Origin of the sequence: Mucilaginibacter rivuli (assembly GCF_019391655.1) — a bacterium.
Taxonomy (GTDB): domain Bacteria; phylum Bacteroidota; class Bacteroidia; order Sphingobacteriales; family Sphingobacteriaceae; genus Mucilaginibacter; species Mucilaginibacter rivuli.
This window is the reverse complement of record NZ_JAHXPQ010000002.1, coordinates 303,710-324,759: the sequence shown is the minus strand read 5'-3', so window position 1 is coordinate 324,759 and position 21,050 is coordinate 303,710. Positions and strand designations below refer to the sequence as shown.

At 40.5% G+C, this 21,050-nt stretch carries 20 protein-coding genes; 9 read left to right on the top strand and 11 right to left on the bottom strand.

All coding sequences use genetic code 11. The annotated features are described in order from the left end of the window. Positions 1–10: 10 nt before the first annotated feature. A complete protein-coding gene (locus tag KXQ82_RS05315) occupies positions 11–1,927 on the top strand; it encodes a sensor histidine kinase (protein ID WP_219487120.1) in 1,917 nt (638 codons plus the stop codon). Here KXQ82_RS05315 and KXQ82_RS05310 read toward each other — a convergent pair whose 3' ends face one another. Next, entirely contained in the window at positions 1,928–2,323 is a 396-nt protein-coding gene (locus tag KXQ82_RS05310; RefSeq protein ID WP_219487119.1) for a hypothetical protein, read from the bottom strand. Positions 2,324–2,517: 194 nt separating this feature from the next. On the opposite strand from KXQ82_RS05310, the gene KXQ82_RS05305 reads away from it, so the two are divergent. Genes KXQ82_RS05305 through KXQ82_RS05295 form a run of 3 tightly spaced genes read left to right on the top strand, consistent with a single transcriptional unit; the run spans position 2,518 to position 5,505 of the window. After that, positions 2,518–3,252 carry a (Fe-S)-binding protein gene (locus KXQ82_RS05305; protein WP_219487118.1) on the top strand — a complete coding sequence of 245 codons (735 nt, stop codon included), beginning with the start codon at positions 2,518–2,520 and terminating at the stop codon, positions 3,250–3,252. A 55-nt stretch (positions 3,253–3,307) separates the two neighbouring features. Then, positions 3,308–4,690 (top strand): lactate utilization protein B, encoded by a 1,383-nt coding sequence (locus tag KXQ82_RS05300; RefSeq protein WP_219487117.1) that lies wholly within the window; start codon positions 3,308–3,310, stop codon positions 4,688–4,690. Between the two features lie 26 nt (positions 4,691–4,716). Further along, positions 4,717–5,505: a TIR domain-containing protein gene (locus KXQ82_RS05295; RefSeq protein WP_219487116.1), complete on the top strand. Its 789-nt coding sequence runs from the start codon at positions 4,717–4,719 to the stop codon at positions 5,503–5,505. Between the two features lie 2 nt (positions 5,506–5,507). Here the strand turns inward: KXQ82_RS05295 and KXQ82_RS05290 are convergent, their stop codons facing one another. The 5 genes from KXQ82_RS05290 to KXQ82_RS05270 all read right to left on the bottom strand — a co-directional run bounded on the left by KXQ82_RS05290 (position 5,508) and on the right by KXQ82_RS05270 (position 10,913). Further along, positions 5,508–6,287, bottom strand: a complete 780-nt coding sequence (locus tag KXQ82_RS05290; RefSeq protein ID WP_219487115.1) for a nucleoside/nucleotide kinase family protein — start codon at positions 6,285–6,287, stop codon at positions 5,508–5,510. Between the two features lie 19 nt (positions 6,288–6,306). After that, positions 6,307–8,208, bottom strand: a complete 1,902-nt coding sequence (locus tag KXQ82_RS05285; RefSeq protein WP_219487114.1) for a M56 family metallopeptidase — start codon at positions 8,206–8,208, stop codon at positions 6,307–6,309. Between the two features lie 11 nt (positions 8,209–8,219). Then, positions 8,220–8,576 carry a BlaI/MecI/CopY family transcriptional regulator gene (locus KXQ82_RS05280; RefSeq protein ID WP_219487113.1) on the bottom strand — a complete coding sequence of 119 codons (357 nt, stop codon included), beginning with the start codon at positions 8,574–8,576 and terminating at the stop codon, positions 8,220–8,222. 277 nt (positions 8,577–8,853) lie between these two features. Beyond that, positions 8,854–9,582, bottom strand: a complete 729-nt coding sequence (locus KXQ82_RS05275) for a (Fe-S)-binding protein (protein WP_219487112.1) — start codon at positions 9,580–9,582, stop codon at positions 8,854–8,856. Further along, positions 9,579–10,913, bottom strand: coding sequence for an MFS transporter (locus tag KXQ82_RS05270; RefSeq protein ID WP_219487111.1), 1,335 nt, complete (start codon positions 10,911–10,913; stop codon positions 9,579–9,581). The genes KXQ82_RS05275 and KXQ82_RS05270 overlap by 4 nt, the downstream gene beginning before the upstream one ends. A 178-nt stretch (positions 10,914–11,091) precedes the next feature. Between KXQ82_RS05270 and KXQ82_RS05265 the strand changes: the two genes are divergently transcribed. The 5 genes from KXQ82_RS05265 to KXQ82_RS05245 all read left to right on the top strand — a co-directional run bounded on the left by KXQ82_RS05265 (position 11,092) and on the right by KXQ82_RS05245 (position 14,530). Then, positions 11,092–11,259: a hypothetical protein gene (locus KXQ82_RS05265; protein ID WP_219487110.1), complete on the top strand. Its 168-nt coding sequence runs from the start codon at positions 11,092–11,094 to the stop codon at positions 11,257–11,259. Positions 11,260–11,333: 74 nt separating this feature from the next. Further along, a complete protein-coding gene (locus KXQ82_RS05260) occupies positions 11,334–11,693 on the top strand; it encodes a hypothetical protein (RefSeq protein ID WP_219487109.1) in 360 nt (119 codons plus the stop codon). 178 nt (positions 11,694–11,871) lie between these two features. Further along, the gene (gene porN / locus KXQ82_RS05255; RefSeq protein WP_219487108.1) at positions 11,872–12,888 is read left to right on the top strand and encodes a type IX secretion system ring subunit PorN/GldN; all 1,017 of its coding nucleotides are present in this window, start codon (positions 11,872–11,874) and stop codon (positions 12,886–12,888) included. Positions 12,889–12,958: 70 nt separating this feature from the next. Then, positions 12,959–13,276, top strand: a complete 318-nt coding sequence (locus KXQ82_RS05250; protein WP_219487107.1) for a hypothetical protein — start codon at positions 12,959–12,961, stop codon at positions 13,274–13,276. A 114-nt stretch (positions 13,277–13,390) separates the two neighbouring features. Further along, positions 13,391–14,530 carry a putative sensor domain DACNV-containing protein gene (locus KXQ82_RS05245; protein ID WP_219487106.1) on the top strand — a complete coding sequence of 380 codons (1,140 nt, stop codon included), beginning with the start codon at positions 13,391–13,393 and terminating at the stop codon, positions 14,528–14,530. A gap of 70 nt (positions 14,531–14,600) precedes the next feature. Here KXQ82_RS05245 and KXQ82_RS05240 read toward each other — a convergent pair whose 3' ends face one another. From KXQ82_RS05240 to KXQ82_RS05220, 5 genes are all read right to left on the bottom strand, one after another. After that, a complete protein-coding gene (locus KXQ82_RS05240; protein WP_219487105.1) occupies positions 14,601–15,029 on the bottom strand; it encodes an SPW repeat domain-containing protein in 429 nt (142 codons plus the stop codon). Positions 15,030–15,150: 121 nt separating this feature from the next. After that, a complete protein-coding gene (locus KXQ82_RS05235) occupies positions 15,151–16,194 on the bottom strand; it encodes a DUF6588 family protein (protein WP_219487104.1) in 1,044 nt (347 codons plus the stop codon). 124 nt (positions 16,195–16,318) lie between these two features. Then, on the bottom strand, positions 16,319–18,769 hold the full coding sequence (ccsA, locus tag KXQ82_RS05230) for a cytochrome c biogenesis protein CcsA (RefSeq protein ID WP_219487103.1): 2,451 nt from the start codon (positions 18,767–18,769) through the stop codon (positions 16,319–16,321). Positions 18,770–18,774: 5 nt separating this feature from the next. Further along, a complete protein-coding gene (locus tag KXQ82_RS05225) occupies positions 18,775–19,185 on the bottom strand; it encodes a cytochrome c maturation protein CcmE domain-containing protein (RefSeq protein ID WP_219487102.1) in 411 nt (136 codons plus the stop codon). Between the two features lie 253 nt (positions 19,186–19,438). Then, positions 19,439–20,872 carry a Glu/Leu/Phe/Val family dehydrogenase gene (locus KXQ82_RS05220; RefSeq protein ID WP_219487101.1) on the bottom strand — a complete coding sequence of 478 codons (1,434 nt, stop codon included), beginning with the start codon at positions 20,870–20,872 and terminating at the stop codon, positions 19,439–19,441. Between the last annotated feature and the right edge of the window lie 178 nt (positions 20,873–21,050).

The window sequence follows — 21,050 nt, the reverse complement described above, 5'->3', positions numbered from 1 at the left end:
CCCTTGATTAATGAGTAAATTGTATTGGCTATTTTTAATTTATTTGCTGCCGCAAAGTGCTATTTGTGCTGGATTAAAAACAACCGATATTTCCTCGTTTGAACACGATACTACAACTTTCGCTAAGATAGATGAGATCAACAAAAAAATTTATACCACCTTTTTATCCGACCCAACAGGTGCCCGTAAACTCGCTGAAGCCCAACTCATCGCATCAAAAACAATAGGATACAAAAAAGGAATTGGCCAAAGCTTATTAAATATTGGCGTAACCTATTGGTCGCAATCTTACAACCAGATCAGTTTACTTTACCTGGATACCGCAATTCACTATATCTCAAAAAACGAGCACTCATTACTTTCCACCATTTATCGTCACACGGCGCGGGATTATATGGACCTGCGAAATTACGATAAGGCCAATGTTTTTTTAAATAAAGCAGAGTTTGAAGCCGGAACAGATGAATACCTGTTAGCAGAAATAGTAACCGAACGATCATTAATATTCGCACGCAAAAAGGAAACTGATCTTGCTGTAAACGAAGTATATAGAGCCCTTAAAATGGTCAGGCCTCTCCACAATACCGAAACCGAAGCCATATTGCTCGGGCGATTATCGTACATATATAGTAATGACACCCCGGGCAGAAATTATGACAAGGCGCTAAGCTGTGTCGATTCATCAATAAATTTAAGTTATGTTACTAACAATAAACGCTTAAGAGCAAGTTGCTGGGATACAAAAGCCTTTGTTTTGCTCAATCAGCATAAACCCGACGAAGCATTGCAATATGCCAACAAAGCCCTCGCGTTATCGGATAGTTTGGGTATTGCTGATATAACTACCCGGGTGTACAAGTCTATTATCAATATCTATAAAAGCAAAGGCGATACAAAAATGCTTTTGTTTTACCAGTACAACTATACTGCATTTCTTGAAAAGCAAGTTAAAACCAGTCAGCAAAACAGCTCACAATTGGTTGCCGATTATTTTGAGCTAAACGAAAAACTACGCAACCTGGAAGAGATAAACCATAAAGATGATGTGTATAACGTGGTGGTTAAATCGCAAAAAAACATCATAATTATCTTATCAGTTTCGTTAATATTACTTATTGTTGCGTTGTATGTGGTTTATCGCTACTATCGCGAGAAGCGGATATTAGCTAAAAACCTGAATGAACAACATTTGGCCACCATAGCTCAAACACAACTGATAGAGATACAGGCACAACACCTTGAGGAGCTTAACAGTTTAAAAAATAAACTGCTTTTAGTTATAGGGCACGATTTGCGTGGCCCCATAGGCAATTTAAGCAGCCTAACCAGCTTGTTTGAAGGCGGCCACTTACAGGAGGCAGAAGTGAAACAGGTAATGAGTTCGATAAGCCCGGTAGTTAAGGGTGCCGAGTTAACATTAAAAAACCTGCTTGAATGGGCCGAAAATCAAATAAAAGGCACTAATCTGCAAGCAACTTGTGAACACTTACAGCCTGTTGTAGATGAAATTGAAAATACATTTAAGTATTCCTTCGATCAAAAGCATATCACATTTACCAATGAGGTAAAGGCTGAGCATACTGTGTTTATCGACCCTAACCACCTCAAAGTTATTTTAAGAAACCTTATTAGCAATGCAATTAAGTTTACACCTAATAAAGGGCAAATATCCGTTACATCGCATACTATTAAAGACAAAATAACCATCAGTATAAAAGATACCGGGCGTGGAATGAACACCGAAGAAATTGAACGCCTATTATCTGTAAAAACGCATTTTACCAAGCCCGGTACACAAGGTGAAAAGGGCACAGGGATTGGTTTGTTGCTTTGTCGGGAGTTGATAGAATTAAACGGTGGCGAGCTATGGCTTACATCCGAAGTTGACCAAGGCACTACATTCTATTTCAGTGTATCAAATTGCTGATCAATTTTTAATATTATCCTCGTTTTCTGCTTCTTCCCTGTCAGCTTCAAGCTTGCTTTTCTTCAAATCTATTCTTATTAAAGCAAACAGGCTCATGTAAACATTGGCAACAAACACCAATGCGAAACCGGCAATAAGATAGCCACGCCAATCATCCAAAAGCAGTTTATAACGGGTTATCACCAACATAAGCAACGTAACATAGTGGCTAAAACAATATTCGCAGGTAAAAAGGTAGAAAAACTTACGGCCTAAAATGGTCTTGTTGTTATGGCAGCGTTTAATGCAGTATTCGCGCGGCTCCCTGAAAACTTCTTCATGAGTAACCGTCCAGGCTATACATGCTACAGGAATAGCCAATGTAAATAACCATATTAATTGTGTGCCAAGTGCCATGCCCTTAAAAGGATCAAACTGTTAAATAGTTTTAGAAGCGTGTTTTTATACAAATATTTTATGGCAAAAGTGTCATGCATACAGAATTTACATAAATGCTATAATAGGGTATAAAACTTGATGATTTAAGTTTATTTTTGCCCATCATTATTAATTGTCTGCCTAAAAACGGGCAAAATAACCATCCCATTATTATGACAGTTGGACTGTTTATACCATGTTACGTTGATCAATTTTATCCCGGTGCCGCTATAGCGTGTTTAGAACTGCTCGAAAAGTTAGGCGTTACGGTTGTATACCCTAAAAACCAAACCTGCTGCGGCCAGCCAATGGCAAACTCGGGTTTTGAGCATTTAACGCATGGCTGTAACGAGCTTTTCATTAAAAACTTTGCCGAGTTTGATTATATCGTAGCGCCATCAGGAAGCTGTGTGTTACACATCCGCGACCATTTGCATGATGATAAGAATCCCGACAAGGCAGCACACATCAGCAACCGTATATATGAGTTTACCAGCTTTTTAACCGATGTATTAAAGGTTGAATCGCTGCCATCAAAGTTTCCGCATAAGGTTGGCATGCACCAAAGTTGCCACGGGCAGCGGGGCTTGCACCTGTCGTCAATGACGGAATTGGTAGCCCCAACGTTTTCAAAACCGGGCAGTTTGCTTAATATGGTTGAAGGGATAGAGATCGTATCATTAAACCGGGGCGACGAATGCTGTGGCTTTGGCGGAACTTTTTGCGTTGCCGAAGAGGCAGTATCGGTAAAAATGGGCAAAGACCGTGTTGACGATCACCTGGAGCATGGCGCTGAATATATTACCGGTGTTGATATGAGTTGCCTGATGCATATGGAAGGCATACTTAACCGCCAGGGCAGCAAAGTTAAAGTATTGCATATTGCAGAGATACTGAACGGAAAGTAAAAGAGAAGCAAGAGGCAAGACTTCTTTTAGTTTTGACCAATGAACTAATAAACCAATGAGCGGATTAACAACTAAAGACCACGCCGAATTAGCGGAGATATTTAATAAAGACGAAGCACGTGTTGACTGGCATGATGAAACCTTATGGTGGATACGCGCCAAACGCGATAAAGCCGTACACAACATACCCGGTTGGGAAACCCTGCGCGAAACAGCATCGCAGATAAAGAACAATGTACTGTCAAACCTGAACCAATACCTTGTTCAGTTTGAAGCTAACGCGAAGGCCAACGGTATTACCATACACTGGGCAGCCAATGGCGCTGAGCATAATAAGATCGTACATGATATTTTAGTGCGGCAGGGTGTTAACCGTATGGTTAAAAGTAAATCTATGCTGACCGAAGAGCTGCACCTGAACGAATACCTTGCCGAAAATGGTATTGATGTGATCGACTCTGATCTGGGTGAGCGCATTGTTCAGTTGGCTAAAGAACCGCCAAGCCATATTGTACTGCCTTGTATCCACAAAAAGAAAGAAGAGATAGGCGAATTATTCCACCAGTATTTAGGCACGCCTGCCGGTAATGCCGACCCGCAGTTTTTAACTGAAACTGCGCGCCACCACTTACGTGAAACCTTTTTAACACGTAAGGTAGCCTTAACGGGAGTAAACTTCGCGGTGGCCGAAACAGGCGAGTTTGTAGTATGTACTAACGAAGGTAATGCCGATATGGGCGCCCACCTTGCCGATGTGCATATTGCCAGCATGGGCTTTGAAAAGATCATCCCCGAAAGGAAGCATTTAGGCGTATTTTTAAGGTTGCTGACCAGAAGCGCTACGGGCCAGCCCATCACCACTTATAGCAGTCACTTTAGCAAACCGCGCCCCGGCCAGGAAATGCACATTATCATAGTTGATAATGGCCGCAGTATTCAGTTAGGCCGGCCTGAGTTCCGCAACTCGCTTAAATGCATCCGTTGTGGCGCCTGTATGAACACCTGCCCGGTATATCGCCGTAGCGGTGGCCATAGTTACCACAACGCTATATCAGGGCCCATAGGGGCTATATTAGCGCCTAACCTGGATATGGAGAAATATGCCGACCTGCCCTTTGCCTCTACCCTATGCGGTTCGTGCAGCAACGTATGCCCGGTGAAAATTGACATACATGATCAGCTATATAAATGGCGCCAGGTTATTGTTAAGAACGGCTATGCTACCGCAACTAAAAAAGCGGGCATGAAGGTAATGACGTTTACGCTATCAAACCCGGCCATATACCATACCGGGGGCAAAATTGGCCGTTGGGTAATGAAACATGCACCGTTTGCCGTAAATAACAAATTGAACCCCTGGTACAAGCAACGCGATATGCCCGAGCCACCAAAAGAGTCATTCGGTGAATGGTATGCGAAGAACAGGAAGGGTAGTTAGAAGGTAACCGGGCTAAAGCATAAATTATGAAACCAGAATTATTTATTGGCTCATCAGTAGAAGGTTTAAGCGTTGTAAACGCATTAACTGAGAAGCTACATCACCGTTTTAATATTACATCTTGGGATAGCGGAGTATTTAATATTAGTGGAAATACATTAGACGATTTATTAATACAATTAAAAAAAAGTGATTTTGCGATATTTGTTTTTACACCAGACGATAAATCAATAATTCGAGAAACAGAGCATTCAACTGTTCGAGACAACGTATTATACGAATTAGGGCTTTATACTGGGAAGTTAGGCAGGAAGAACACTTTTTATTTGAAACCTGATAAAATGCCATCTGACTTCCATTTACCCACCGATTTAATTGGGGTAACTGCCGGCTCATATGATAGCACAAGAACTGACAACTTAGTTGCTGCTCTTTCACCATTTTGTAGTCAATTACAACGACAAATATTTGATCCGGAAAATTATTTCCTTAGCGGAAAATGGAACTTCAATTGGTCTGTTGAATCAGAAACTTATCCAAAAGAAAATAAGGAAAATGCATTTATTTTTCATTATAGTAATACTATAAAAGGGCAATATACAGGTACCGATGATTTGACTTACATTTTCAAAGGTGAGATTAAAGGTCAATATATAGAAGGCTTCTGGTCAAATAAATTGGGTGGGGCAACATATCATGGAACTTTTCACATTAAAATAGAACCATCAACAAAGATATTAAAAGGTGTTTGGACAGGATGGAGCAACCAAGGAATTGTAAAAGCAGGTGAATGTGTTTGGACTAAACTACCCTGAACTTATTTCTTCGCCAACACATAGGTTCCCGAAAAATCTGTCGCATTCATCAGATCTTGAAAATCACTATCTGCGGGTGAATCTCTGCGTATACTGCTTACACCAACTACCATTACCATACCCATGCCCGCCCTCGAAATTGTGCGGGGTGGATTTAATCTAATATTGTAGCTAAGCTTTGACGCATTATCGATATTTTGTTGAAGGTATTTTAACGGGATACTTAACTCGTAAGTGAGTACTTTTTTACTATCTATCCGGGTAACGGCAATTATTCCGGCGTCGTTGTAAACAGATATCACGGTATCCTGTATCTCTTTTATTCCTCTTACATCAATTTCCTTTTCGGCACTTGCGAGTTGCTTGTTCAGTTCATCCTGGTTAAACGGAGTATTTTCGTTTTTATCCTTTATGGCTTGAACTATCGGGAACCTGTCTTTAGGTAAAATAAACGGGAACGTTATTGCTGCAGGTTGGGCATTGTTCTTTTTATCTGAGTTTTTAATAGTGAACGTTACACCGCCTGATATGATCTTTTCAACAGTATGCACATCGGTTCCCTGAACTATTAGATAAAGGTTTTCCGCATCATTAGCAATGGTATAATAAATACCCGTGGCATGGTTAAGTGCCTGCAAGCCGTTAGCCCACTCGGTAGGCTTGCCATCAACTTTTATACCGGTGGGTGCAGGTATGCTTGCTGTTTGCACATTAGGTAGTTTCTGCGCATTGGCTATAGCGCAACTTATAAGTAAGGTAAATGCGCCAATGTATTTTTTCATAATTATGCCGCTTATTGGTTTAGTTTTTAGTGGTGATCAGTATTGCGCCGCTTTTAGCTTTATCGCCGTATTTCTTTTCGGCTTCGGCAGGCCCCAGGTTATTTACCGTTTGAATTTTATCAGCCGATAGCTTCTTCAGATCCTTTTGCGATGCTTCCCTCCCGTCAATAATCACGAGTTTATCAGTAAAGCTGATCGGAGTACTTGCTAACCTGTAACCCGGAACTGTTTTTACACTTATAACTTTTGAACCATAATTTACATTCGTCACCGTGCCATCAGCACTCACTTTGTAACCCGTCATGGCACGCAACAATGAGTCTTTGCTTTTTACACCATGCATATCTATTGCTACGCCGGTCAGTTTCATTTTAGCTATCCCTCTCAGCGTATCATTTTTGCCGTGCCCAACTACCACCACTTCATCAAGTTTATTGTAAACTGTATCGCCATTTACCTTAAACCTGCTTAATTTATCCCCTGTAATTACTACACCATTCACCTTAGCTATATTCAGTCCTGTAAGAGATTTTACGGCAATCATGTTATCCACTTTAACACCATTAAGTTTAATATTTGTTATTCCTGTTGGTTTACCATCATTCCACACAAAATTGGTAATGCTGTTCATTATGGTAACACCATATTGCTTGTGCATTTTTTCGTTAAATGCTTTTACCGGTTCCGAGTCCTCGTTACCTTTGGTAATAACAGATATATAGCCACTTTTTTCGGGATCATCGTTTTTTATTTTAGGATCTCTGTAAACTATCATTTTCAATATATCCTCGGGGTTAACATCAGCCAAGCCTTTCTGGCCAGACTTTACACCATTAATGTATATGGGTAATTCGGTTAAAGTTTTCTTCGCCGTATCAGCAAGGGTCAATATGTTTTGATGCGATGTGTCCGTTTGAATATAGGCGTGGCTAACCGCATTTAACAGTTGTATGTTTTTGCGGGTACCCGCTTCATTAAAGGTAATTTTGCCCACTTCTGATTTCAGCGCTTTTAAAATTTTAGCGCTGCTTTTGGTTACGCTGGTTAACTCGGCTTTAGATACCGTAAACACCAGTAACAACGCAACAACAACCGGCACTAACAACACGTACCGCGACAAGTTCAGTGCCGAAGATCTTTTAGCATTCATCATGATAATTCGTTTTTTAATGGTTGATAAATTGAAATGATTTACAATACTTTGCGATGCAGGCGTAAGGATCACATTAACTAAACTGTATTGATACGCCTTGCTATCCATGCCTTTCTTCAATATTTTACGATCAGTTATAAACTCGATGTTTTCGCGAACGGCCTTTTTCATTAGCCAAACGCCAGGGTTAAACCAATAGAATATGGTACTCAGTTCGGCTAACAGGATATCAATGGTATGCCACTCGCTAACGTGTACCTGCTCATGTAGTAAAATGGCCTTCATATCGGCAGCATCGTGCCTGGCGGGATTAATATAAATACTCTTCCAGAACGAGAAAGGACCTATATTATCATTAACCACCCGCACATCATGATCGTGAATATTGGCAGGGGTTGAGTTACGGTACATTTTATACATTGATAACAACTGCACCAGTAAGCGGCAGGCCAATAGCGTTACCCCTATCCAGAATATTACTTCTGCCCAATACCAGTAATCTGGCCGGGCAAGGGGTTTAACCAGGTTTTGCGCGGGTGTTTCAAGGCTGTACACTACTATTTGCACCGGGCGGGCCAATTGCTCGTGGCGTTGGGCAAAATCGTCAAGATTGATATTAGGATACACCGTAGCAAACAGCATAGCCGCAACCAGGTAAATACGGTTGAGGGTATAAAACGTGAGATGCCTGAGTACAAGGTAATATCCCGCACAAAACAGTAACAGTGCGATATTTACTTTCAGTAAAAAAACAAACATGGCTGGCATAGTGGTAAGTGTTAAGGTTTTTCAATCAGTTTGATGATCTCTTGCAGGTCGGCTGCGCTAATTTTCTTTTCGCTGGCAAAAAAGGCGACTAAGTCTTTGTAGGAGTTTTGGAAATAATCGTTAACAAAACCGCTCATAAATTGCTTTTTGTATTCCTCCTCCTTTATGGCCGGCATATAGCGATAAGTGTTCCCTATTTTTTCGCTTTTTAAAAAGCCTTTACGCTCCAAATTTTTAATAGTGGATGCCAAAGTAGTGTAGGGTGGCTTAGGCTCATTGATCTGATCGAGGAAATCTTTAATAAAACCCTGGCCCGTTTGCCACACCGCCTGCATGGCCTCTTCCTCCTGTATTGATAATTTCTCCATAACAATTACGATTATTTCGTAAAACTACGAACAATTCGTAATTATCAAAATTATTTAACAATTTTTAACGTAACATGCTGGTGACAGGGAAGATGTGATTAAGCTATTTGGTTTTTACAGCGGAATTGACTACATTATATAGATAGCCTGTTTTGAATAGTTACGTTTTTTGAAAGACTCTTTTTGAGCGGGAAGCTTGAACCTGTAAGTTTTGGGGAATACTTGCTTTATTAGAAATCCGGTATTATTTGAACAGCTGCACTCGCACATCTGCACATTAAATATTCCCCCAGCCACTGGCCAGTACATCGGCAAGGTGCATGGTCTTTAAAGGGATATTATTTTTATCGATATAGCCCTGCAAGTGTAACAGGCACGATGCATCTGTGGATATGATGTAATCGGCCTCAGCTTCCAGCGCATACTCTACCTTTTGCTGCGCCATAGCGCTTGATATGGCATCAAACTTAACAGCAAAGGTACCGCCAAAGCCACAACAGGTTTCGCCCTGCTTTAGCTCCACCAGGTCGAGCCCAAGCACTTTGGACAGTAATTGCCTCGGCTCCTCTTTAATTTTGCACTCACGCAAGCCTGCACAGCTATCGTGGTAAACGGCACGCCCCTCCAGCTCTGCACCAAAGTAGTCGCGTTTAATAACGTTAACCAAAAAATCGGATAACTCGTGGATATTGCCTTGTATGGCCCTGCATTTATTATGCACTGCCGTATTGGTAAACAGGTCATTATAATAGTTCTTCACCATACCGGTGCATGATGCCGACGGCGAAACAATATAACGGTTCTCGGAAAAATCATTTAAAAATTTACTTCCTGTTTCCTTAGCCTCATCCCAAAAACCGGCATTAAAGGCAGGTTGCCCGCAACAGGTTTGCTCGGGATTATATATAACATCGCAACCTGCTTTTTCTAAAACTTTAACCGTATTAAAAGCAGTTTGCGGATATAACTGATCAATAAAACAAGGTATAAATAACTCAATTTTCATGCGGTACGGTTAACATCGCTAAATTGAGAAAAATTACCGTCTTTCTTCTCTACCTTAAGCAAAGAAAGTAACAAAATTAATCCTACAATAAAAAAGCCACATAAGGCCAGGGTAGAGTTGCGCATGCTGCCCGTAAGCTCTTCGATGTACCCAAAGATCAATAAACCGGCAACAATGGCCAATTTTTCGGTAACATCATAAAAACTAAAAAATGATGCCGTATCGGGGATATCTTGCGGCAGATATTTTGAGTAGGTAGAACGCGATAATGATTGTATACCCCCCATTATTAAACCCACAACAACGGCCAGCAAATAAAACTGTGTGGCATTGGTGATAAAGTAAGCCGCTATGCAGGCAAATATCCAAACTACAACTACCCCGGCCAGTACCTGTATATTGCCATACTTTGATGATAGTTTTGACATGAGGTTAGCACCACCTATGGCTACTAACTGTATAATTAATATAATAGATATCAGGCCCGATGTTGGCAGGTGCAAAATTTTGGCGCCAAACCCCGTAGCTACCAGCATAATGGTTTGCACCCCCATTGAATAAAAAAAGAAAGCGGGCAAATAGCGCTTTAGCAAAGGCATGTTTTTAACCTTGTTAAATACAGTTCTCAACTCAATAAAACCACCTTTTATAATATGATGATTGTGCGCTACTGAGTTAGGGCTGCCTTTAGGCAATACCATAAAGGGTATATAAGCAAAGCCTATCCACCAGATACCCACCAATAAAAATGATAACCTTGCGGGAAAGCTGCCATCGGTTATGCCAAATGTTTTGGGCGACAGCACAAATACAAAGCATATCAATTGTAAAATAACACTACCTATATAACCAAAAGTAAAACCTTTTGCGCTTACACTATCCTGCTTATCTAAGGTGGCTATTTCGGGCAGGTACGAGTTATAAAATACAAAGCCGCCGCTATAACCAATAGCGGCAAGGCCAAAGCAAATGATACCAAACTCGAGGTGGTTAATATCAAAATAAAATAAGCCGCAACATGCCAGCGATCCCATCCAGGTAAAAAACATCATAAATGCTTTTTTATTCCCCCGGTAATCAGCTATCGATGTGAGTATGGGCAGCAGCAATACAATGAGCATGTAAGCCGCGGCCAAAACATAATCAGATAAGGCAGTATTTATAAAATAATGCCCAAAAAAGGCAACCTTATCTTTAGTAGCCGCGTTAGTGGTAATAATTACATAGTATGCCGGAAAGATGGTAGAAGTGATAACGAGGTTATAAGCTGAGTTTGCCCAGTCAAACATGGCCCATGATCTAATTATTTTTTTGTTATTTTTGTTACTCATACTTGTGATTAAAAGTATGGATTTTTTGCTACCTAAAAAATTTGAACGCTTTTATTAAACATAAGTGGCTCCAATTGCTATAATACGGCATTATTGAAGCTGATAAAAGACGTAGTGCAAAATGCGGCAATAAATTACCGCTTGTAATTACACAAATTAAAAAAGGAGGATGAATAGAATGGAAGCGCAAAAAGACCCTTTATTTATTAAAGCGACAGATAATAATGCTATCGCCCGGGTAAAATTAATATTACAATACATTAGAACAATAACAACTTATGCTCAGGTTGTTTTTTTTGCAATAATAACATTTATACTATTTTTATTAGGTATTATTGCAGTGTGAAAATTATTCCTTTCCTGATTAATTTTTCTATCTTTTAGTGACAATCGCTGCCCTCACTTTATTTAATATTTTTTTTGAAAACACTGATCAACCCCTGGTTTATTATTGGTTGTATTGTTGGAATTTGCATACTGGTACTAAGAAAGGTACATTACCCTTTGCCTTATTATGCAAATAACTACTTTACTGCAATTATTGCTATTCCTGTAACAGCAACAGCAGCCTTGTGGGTTATGCGGGTGTTTGTTTTTAAAACTAACTTATACCGCTTATCGGCCGGCCAGGTTATTTTTATTTTCGTGTATGCCACTTTGATATTTGAAATTGTTATCCCTCATTTCTTCCCAACATATACTACCGATTACCTTAATGTGCCATTATATGCTTTGGGTGGCATTTTCTATTATAAAATTATGAACAAGCCTATTATTTGAGGCTTTTTATGTAAATTTATTAACACAAGTACAGTAATTAATATCAATTTGATTTTTCAGGAAAAAAATATGTACTTTTAGAAAATAAAATATGGTTATATCATTTAAGTATGGTTTTTAATAGCCTGCTTTTACTAATCTAACTTAAATTAAACTCGAAAAAGGCATTGATTGAAAGATGAAGAAGCTGTTATTTCTTATCATTTTCATCGTATTTGGAAATTGCTTGGCTGTAGTAGCCCAAATTACCGCTTATTATGGTCCCGACTCAACTGAATTGGCTGCTTTTAAACGAGATTCCATTAAAAGTATTTCCTTAAAGCAATCCATCAACTTATCAAAAGCAAGACCCTTCCCCCTGCCTGCATCAAACATTAAGGAAGTTAAATTTTATCATCGCTACTGGCGCGATATTGATTTGAACGATCCGCAAAATAAAATAATGATACAGCCGGGTGCAACGCTTATTGAGGCAACGTTGGCAGCCTTAAAAAACGGTGTAATTACAGCTTACGACCCTACACCGGGCACCCCCACCAACCCTAACGGCGATTCTTTTTCAACACCGCTAACCTACCAGCAAATTATGTCGCAATTGGCCGATACCGTTTTGGTTGACCAGTTTGATAAGGACGGTAATAAAACAGGCAGCATACAAAAGGCAAATAACTTTACGCCCGATAAAGTAAGCGGTTTCCGTATAAAGGAAGACGTTTACTTTGATAAAGTACGATCGCGGGTAATTACACGCATTGTAGGTATAGCACCACTGTTAAAATTAAACCTCAGCAGCGGCGATAGCCTGGGTTCGCAACCTTTATGCTGGTTCAGGTTCAGCCAGTTCAGAAAAGTATTGGTTACTATGGAAATTGATACGTTAAATAAGAAAACAGCCATGAGTATGGATGATGTTTTTTTACAGCGCCGTTTCAGTTCAAAAATATTTGAAGAATCAAACCCGATGGGCAACCGCATAAAAGATTATGCTACAGCGCCGGCTGATATCCAAAAAGAACAAAACCGCATAGAGCATAAACTAATGGCCTATAAAGATTCCTTATGGGGTTATAGTTTATTCGATATTGAAGTGGAAGGCGCCCTGGTAGATTACAGAACAGCCGAGCGCTCAAACAGCGCTAAATACACTGCTAAAAAAACCGATTCAACGGGTAAAAGCACGCCTGTTATCAAATAAGCATAAATAATTCAAACAAAATTAGGGCTAACTTACTTGTAGGATTATAAACCTATTAAATAATTGAGCCATGAACAATCAACTGAATGACCATTTGGTGGATCTTCACCATAAGGTAGCCGCTTTAAAAGTTTATGATGATGAAGCAGGCAAAAAATTAAATACCTATTCGCATGAGTTTGGCAAAATGATCAATGAATTGCTGGACGTTGACACCCATACTTTTAATGACATCCACCTGGCGTATATTGAAAGCACTGTTAAAAATTGCAGCCTGGCCGCCAAGGGGCAATCAGAGCATGATCGATCTAAAGGATTTTATGACGGTGTGGGTGCGCTTAACAACAACATTAATGATAGCCTGGAATATTTCAGCGTTCATAAATAAGGTGTATTGCTGCTACAGCGAATAACACATTTTCGCCATATTTTAATGTTGCACATTGTTCTGATAATTATTTAAGCTAAATTTATTTCATCGCGTAAATAATAATGTTTTAATATGATATCAGAACCTACGTACCAGGCTGCCCGCATTGTAGCATCAACTATTGAGGCACATTTTGCGCATCAGCTACAGGCTATTGTTAGTACTGATGAAGATTTTGCGCCCCTGCCCGAAGCTTATTTAATTGAGGCTATTATTGATGTGGCCTTTTGGGCAAGTTTACGAAAGGAGGAAGGCCGTTCCCCAAAAATATCTATTGCCTTTTTATCCCCCGAAAAATCGGCACAACCGCTCATATTTGGCAAAAGACTAAAATTCACTACAGATATTATTGTAAAACTTGCCCCTGCTATTGAAACCCAGGGCATACACCTCGGCGTTTGGCATACAGGCGATGAGCTTTACATTTGGGGCACCACCCGCTTTGTACCCGGCTTTTGTTTCATCTGCGAAGTGATTGAGCCGGGGCTGCTGGTGATAAAGCACCGTCGCTTATCAGGCTTTGGCAAATTTGTAAACGTAGCTGTTTTAAAGGGCGACCAGATCAAAGTTATTGATGAGCGATCAAATGAAAAACCCGATTGCCCTGCAATGGTTACCTCATTATTAGGTTTTAACGATCCCTCATCATGGAACCGCTCTATGAATATACATGTTCAGTTAGCTGTGGCAATGCGCGCGCATGGGCGTGGCGGTATCTTATTGATTGTACCATCAGATGATAATAACTGGCGCGAATCTATCATATCTCCCATTACCTATCAGCTTACGCCCGAGTTTTGTGGCTTATCTGATCTGCTAAGCCAGGAAGTTTCGCGCCATGACCTGAGCACCTGGCAGGAAGAACTAAACCGATCTGTAGAAAACCTGGCCGGTTTAACCGCGGTTGACGGAGCTACCCTGATGAACGACAGGCATGAATTACTGGCCTTTGGCGCTAAAATAACCCGCTCGCCAAAAGGGCAGCGCATTGAACGCATTATGGTAACCGAACCTGTAATTGGTGTTGAGCCCCGTATTATCCACCCGGGGCAGGATGGCGGCACAAGACACCTATCGGCCGCGCAGTTTGTTTTTGATCAGCGCGATGCCATAGCGATGGTGGCCTCGCAGGATGGGCGTTTTACCATCTTTGCATGGTCGGAGTGCGAAGATATTGTACACGCCCACAGGGTTGACAGCCTGTTGCTCTAAACTATCATAAACTAAAAAAGTGCAATACCTTTTCGATATTGCACTCTCTCTATTTTCAATTCAAATTTTATTAAACCATCAGGCGGCCTTCATGCGCATCGGTTGATGTCATTCCGGCTTCAGGCAATTGCTCATGCGTTTTGGTTGTAAAAGGCGAGCCTTGTGTAAATATTGCCAGCAAAAAGAACAATGCGCCTAACAAATGGTGCGGCCAGTGTACTTTTGATGTAAAGCTGTATAAACCAGGGCCAACCAATAATAAAAAGCCCGCAAACATGGCCAAAAGCAAATTCATTTGCATTGGGAATACAGGTACTATGCCTAATTTACTATCGCTAAAAACAGCGATAAGCATTAATAAGATACCCATTAAAACAGGGATAAAATAAGATGCGCCACCTATATCAACAAAACCAAACACCCATGGTGATGTAATTAATAAAAGGCCGCCTAAATACTGTATCAGTACGTAAAATGTAGTTGGGATAAATGGTTTCATTGTTAGCTCGTTGTTTGTTTTGATAACAAAAGTAATTATATCTGCGCTTTGTTTCCAGAAAAAAATGAAACAAAAAAAGCCCCCGTGTTAATCGGGAGCTTTTATATGTTTTTGCTTGTTGTTAGAAACCTAAACCAATACCAACGTTACCCGATTGATATTCAGCAAAGCTGTATGAACCGTATAATTTCAGGAAGAATAAACTTACCTGAAAACCAACATCAGCACGCATGCTACTTGTACTTGCGGCCGAACCACTGATGCTAATAGGATCAGCATAATTAGTATAAGTTGGTTTATTTGTAGCAAAGTTAACACCAGTTACAAAAGGAAAATTCCCTTTTAAACCAACATCTGTTGAACTCGCTAAATATCCTACTGAAACAAACGGTGTGAAAAACAATAATTTCTTAGATAATATAGCTTGTGCACTCCAACCGCTAAAGTGACCTTGTAGTGATTGACCCGGGATTACCACATTATCATCCTTTCTAACATCCATTGGTTTTTCGTAATCCAATCGCGAATAGCCGATTGCCAGGGCCAAATCGAAAGGCATTACATGTCCGGCTGCACCAAAGTCTTCAGAAAAATTGTGCTTTAATCCAATACCAAACAAACCGAGAGATCCAATATCATCACTTAATTTGGTTGTTGGTATAAAGCGTAATGATACATCTGTATTCTTTATTAAGCCAACTGTTAACTGTACTTGCGGAGCTGGAATGTATTGAACAACACCCTTTGGTAAAGCAGTAGTGTATTTGCCACCAGTGGTTTGATCTGTATAGGTTATTGACGGAGTAGCAGCGTCCTTATCACCACCAAAAGTAGGAGCAATTGATGGGCTGCTTGACGTAATGTTTGACGACAAGCCCAGCTTAGCTACATCATAAGTTTTATCACTGTTAGGTACAATACTTGCAGAAGCACTTATTCTTAAGTTAAAACGCAATGTTTTTAGTGTTTTGGCCGTATTAGTCCAACCACCGTTTAAGCTGTTTCCAAAGCCTTTGAAAAGTGGGTTAGTGTAAGCGTTTAATAACTTATTAACGTCACCTGGGCCACCTTTAAATAGGTCGTTAATGCCATCATTGCTGTTTTGGGCACTTGCTTTTGCGCTAACCAGCGCGGCCAATACAATTAAAGTAAAGATTTTTTTCATATGGGTTTAATTTAGATAAAACTAATATTATGGGGATAATACTAACGAACAGGCGGTTAAAGATACAAATATCTTTAACAAGTCATATTTAAATTTAAAAAAAACAAAATGAAATTTTATTAGTTTAAACAGCTTTAAATTCTTTGTTTCTCCTGAAAATAGATAATAAGAAACCGATCACCATAATAATAGTACCACTCCAAAAGAAATTGATACAAGGAAAATTTATGGCTTTTAATACAATATAAGGCTTTTTACTTTCGGGTTGCTGATAAACGGTTATTTCTACCTTATTGTCTTTAGGCAGTATTTTGCTAAAACGAAGTTTGATACCCAAATCTTCCACCTTACGTGCAAAATCAAAGCCATTACCGCCTTTTATCATATAAATAGGTTCGCTTTGATAAGTTTTACCATGCGATATAATTTCAAGCTTTGCCCCTACTGATACATCATTCTTTTCGAGGGTAATATTCTCTAACCTGGCATTTGCATTCAGCGCCTTTAAAACAATCAGGCCATCGCGGTAACGTATGGTATCGCCTATAGCAACCTCGTGTGGTACTGGTGGATCAAAGCTTTTATCGTCGTTTGTATCTTCGTGGCCTTCGTCTGGCTTCACATCATCAAGCTTAATGTTGGCCATGCTAACGTGTGTATACAGGTCATGAAACAGGTAATGGCGGGTATCGGGTGTTGCAACAAGCCCAAATTTACTGTTAGCCTGGGCGTTAGGTTTTAAAATAAACTCTTCTTTTACTTTACCATCCTTACCCATCAGTTTATAATCAACCTTAAAGTAATGATTTGGCATCGCTATCGAATCGGCAATATACGTGATCAGGTAATCGCCCATTTGCACCGGCTCATTTTTATAGAGCATCAGGTTTTCTCGCGGATTATTGGTTTTATTAAACTCAGGGTTAAAGTTCTCTCCGGTGTTATTAATAGATGCCACCGTGCTTGTACCCGCTGCTATAACCGCGCCAACCAGCAACAAACCAAAGCCAATATGCGCCACTGCAGAGCCTGCAAGCTTGGTTTTACCTTTTAACACTTCGGCCAGTATTTTGGCGTTGGCCAATACAGAGTAAATGGCGGCTATCATCAGCACGGCATATATCCAATGGCTTTTATAAATGCCGGTTACATAAATAACCAATGCGCCTACCAAAACCGCAAATACCAGGTAAACTATTGATGTAATGAAAAAGCGCGTACTTTCGGTTTTTTTGTATTTTAAAAATTGGCTAAAGCCTGCCAGCAAAGTAACAATTACAGCAAAGCCGCTTTGAAATACATTATAAAAATTGATCTTATCTGTTGGCGGGGCGGCATGTGTACCAAATATTGCATTCCAAACAGGTATTGAGGTAACTACCACCAATTGCATACATGATAAGCCTAAAAAGCAGGCACCAACAAACATCCAAAACTCTCGCGAATATGTTTCTTCCTCTTTTTTTGAGATGGGCAACTCTTTACGGCGAATGATGAGCAAGGTTGCCGCAATGGCCAGGAATATCAATACATCAACAACCAAATGCCAAAACATACCTAAGTCCGTAAACGCGTGTATCGAAGTTTCGCCAAGGATACCGCTGCGGGTAAGGAATGACGCGTAAAGTACCAGCACAAAGCTGATCAGTACTAAAAATGTAGCCGTAAAGTATGCGTGACCGGAGTTTTTGTAAACAATTAGTACGTGTACCGCGCCTATCAGGGTTAACCAGGGGATGATCGAAGCATTCTCCACCGGATCCCATGCCCAAAAACCATTAAAGTTAAGCGACTCATAAGCCCAAAACGAACCCATGATAATACCTGTGCCCAATATCATCACCGAAAAGAGCGAGTAGCTGATGGCAGGCTGCACCCATTCTTTATAGCGTTTTTGCCACAAACCGGCTACCGCGTAAGCAAACGGCACCACCATTGATGCAAAACCTAAAAACAAGGTTGGCGGATGTATTACCATCCAATAGTTTTGCAATAAGGGGTTCAGTCCGTTGCCATCTTTAACAAAACTTAAATAGTTTGGTGATTTGAATATCGGTCCATCTATAACTTCGCGAAGCAAAATAAATGGAGAACTGCCAAAACGGGTACCAAATATATTAACACCGATGAGCATGGATGATAGCAGCGTTTGCGATAGGCCAACAATGGTCATTACGCTATTCTCCCATGATCTTGCTCTCCATATCAGCACATTACCTAATACAGCTTGCCAAAATGCCCACAGCCAGAAGCTCCCCTCCTGCCCTTCCCAGTAGCTGGAAATGATATAGTAAACAGGTAATGCTTTTGATGAGTGTGCCCAGGCGTAATGGTACTCAAAATAATGATTGTAGATAATAAAAAACAAGCAACATCCAATACCGATAACCGATATACTGTTTAGCCAAAAGCCAATGCGGCCCAGGTTATGCCATGATTTATCTAACGGGTTTTTGTTTACCGTTGCAAAATAGTAGCTGATGGTTGATAGCAGCGCCGAGCCAAACGCAAGTATGATAAATAGCTGGCCCAAGTGGCCGGGGAAAAGGTGTTCGCCTTTAAAATCTGTATCCATTAAAATTAAATAGCGGCCTGTTTGGCCTTGTATTCGGTAACCTCAATCTTATCTTGAGTGTATTTAGAAGGGCATTTCATTAATATTTTTGAAGCGTGAAACTCGTTACCTGCCATTTGGCCGGTTAACACTATTTGCTCCGAGCGTTCAAAATCCTGTGGCTTTGAGCCGATGAAAACCACCTTACACTCTTTGCCTTGTTTATCTGTCATAAAAAAAGAAAAGTAATTGGCATCCTTTGTAGGATCGTAAGTCAACTCCTTTTTCTTATTCAAATGCCCAACTACATCTAAGGGCGTGCCGGTTTGTTTGGCATCAGTAAAGCTACCGTAAGTACTTGATTTTGAGTAAGTAGATATAATAACAGCTATTGCAATAGCGATAACGATAATTCCAAATATTGAACCTTTTTTCATTTGCCGACTTTATTTCTTGAAAGGGTTTGCAAAAATACAAAACGTGAAGCTAATAATGCTTATTGCAAGCGTTATATCTTATTTAGAATTATTCTAAGAAAAGAAGCAAGAGACAAGTAACAGTTATCAAGACAAATCCCCGACTTTGCATGAATGAATGCATAGTCGGGGATTGCTTCGTGCCTCGCAATGACGGGGTGGAAAGTTATTTTTTTTTAAATCCGAAATCGGATATCCGACTTCTGATATCTATTTACGGCCAAACGCCCAAATTCTGGTACGATACTGCTATTTTATTGATAGCGCCTACAAAGGCAGCAGTACGCATGGTATCAATTTTAGGATTGTTTTTCCATGTTTCGCGTATCTCGTGGTACGAGCGTATCATGGTATCTTCCAAACCGGAGTTTACCAATTCAAGCTCAGACGCACCTTTAATAATGGTGGAACGCTGTGTTGGTGATAACGACATACCCGTAATGCCTTCAACCATGTTTACCAGATTTTGGTTCGAGTTTTCTTCAAACCTGCGGCTCATACGGCCAAATGCCACGTGCGACAGGTTTTTTAACCACTCAAAGTAAGATACCGTTACACCGCCCGCATTGGCATACATATCGGGTATAATAATACCACCCTTAGCATAAAATATTGCTTCAGCTTCGGGGGTAGTTGGGCCGTTGGCACCTTCGCAAATAATTTTCGCTTGTATCCTCGCTGCGTTTTCTTGGGTTATCTGGTTCTCTAAAGCGGCCGGTATCAAAATATCGCAGGGTTGTTCTAAACCTTCCATCGAGTTTTTAAACTCTTTAGCGCCCGGATAACCTAATATTGACCCTGTTTGTTTGCGGTGTACAAATACCGAATCAACATCGAGGCCGTTTTCGTTGTAAACAGCGCCTTCAAACTCGCAAAGGCCAACTATGGTAGCGCCAAACTCCGCTAAAAATTTAGCCGAGTGGTAACCCACGTTACCTAAACCTTGTACAATAACTTTTTTACCTGCCAGGCCTGGCGTAAGGCCAAGTTTTTCCATGTCTTCGGCTACATTAACACACTCGCGGGTGGCAATAGCTACTCCGCGGCCTGTTGCTTCACGGCGGCCGGCAATACCATGCAGCGCTAACGGCTTGCCGGTAACACAACCCATAGCATCTAACTGGCCAGGATTCATGGTTGCATAGGTATCGGCTATCCAGCTCATTTCGCGTTCGCCCGAACCATAATCAGGTGCAGGTACGTCAATGCTGGGGCCAATAAAATTCTTTTTGATCAACTCTACTGTATAACGGCGGGTAATGTTTTCCAACTCGGCAACAGTATAGTTTTTAGGGTTAATTTTGATGCCGCCTTTTGCACCACCAAATGGTACGTTTACAATAGCGCATTTGTAGGTCATGAGGGCCGAAAGTGCCATCACTTCGTCTTCGTTTACCATCTCGCTGTAGCGGATACCTCCCTTGGTTGGGCTTTGGTGCTGCGAGTGCTCAATGCGCCATGCATCAATCACCTCAAAGTGGTTTCCTTTCCTTATGGGGAAACGAAAACGGTATACACTGTTACATGATTTTATCTGATCGAGCAGGCCGGCCTCGTGGTTGGTAAACTGGGCCGCATAGTCGAAATTTTTACATACATCCCCGAAAAAATGGGTTTCTTCTTCAGCAATAATGCTACTGTTAGACATAAAATTGGTATTGAATAAATTAATGAGTTCAGTAATGTTCCTGCAAAGGTGAATGAATTTATATCAATTGTGCAAATCAATACTTTGATGCTATCGGGGGTAAAGCATCAACGATTAGCTTAAATCAATGTTTAAACAAGATAGCGTTATTTTTTGAACCAATAGCCTTGTTAGTACA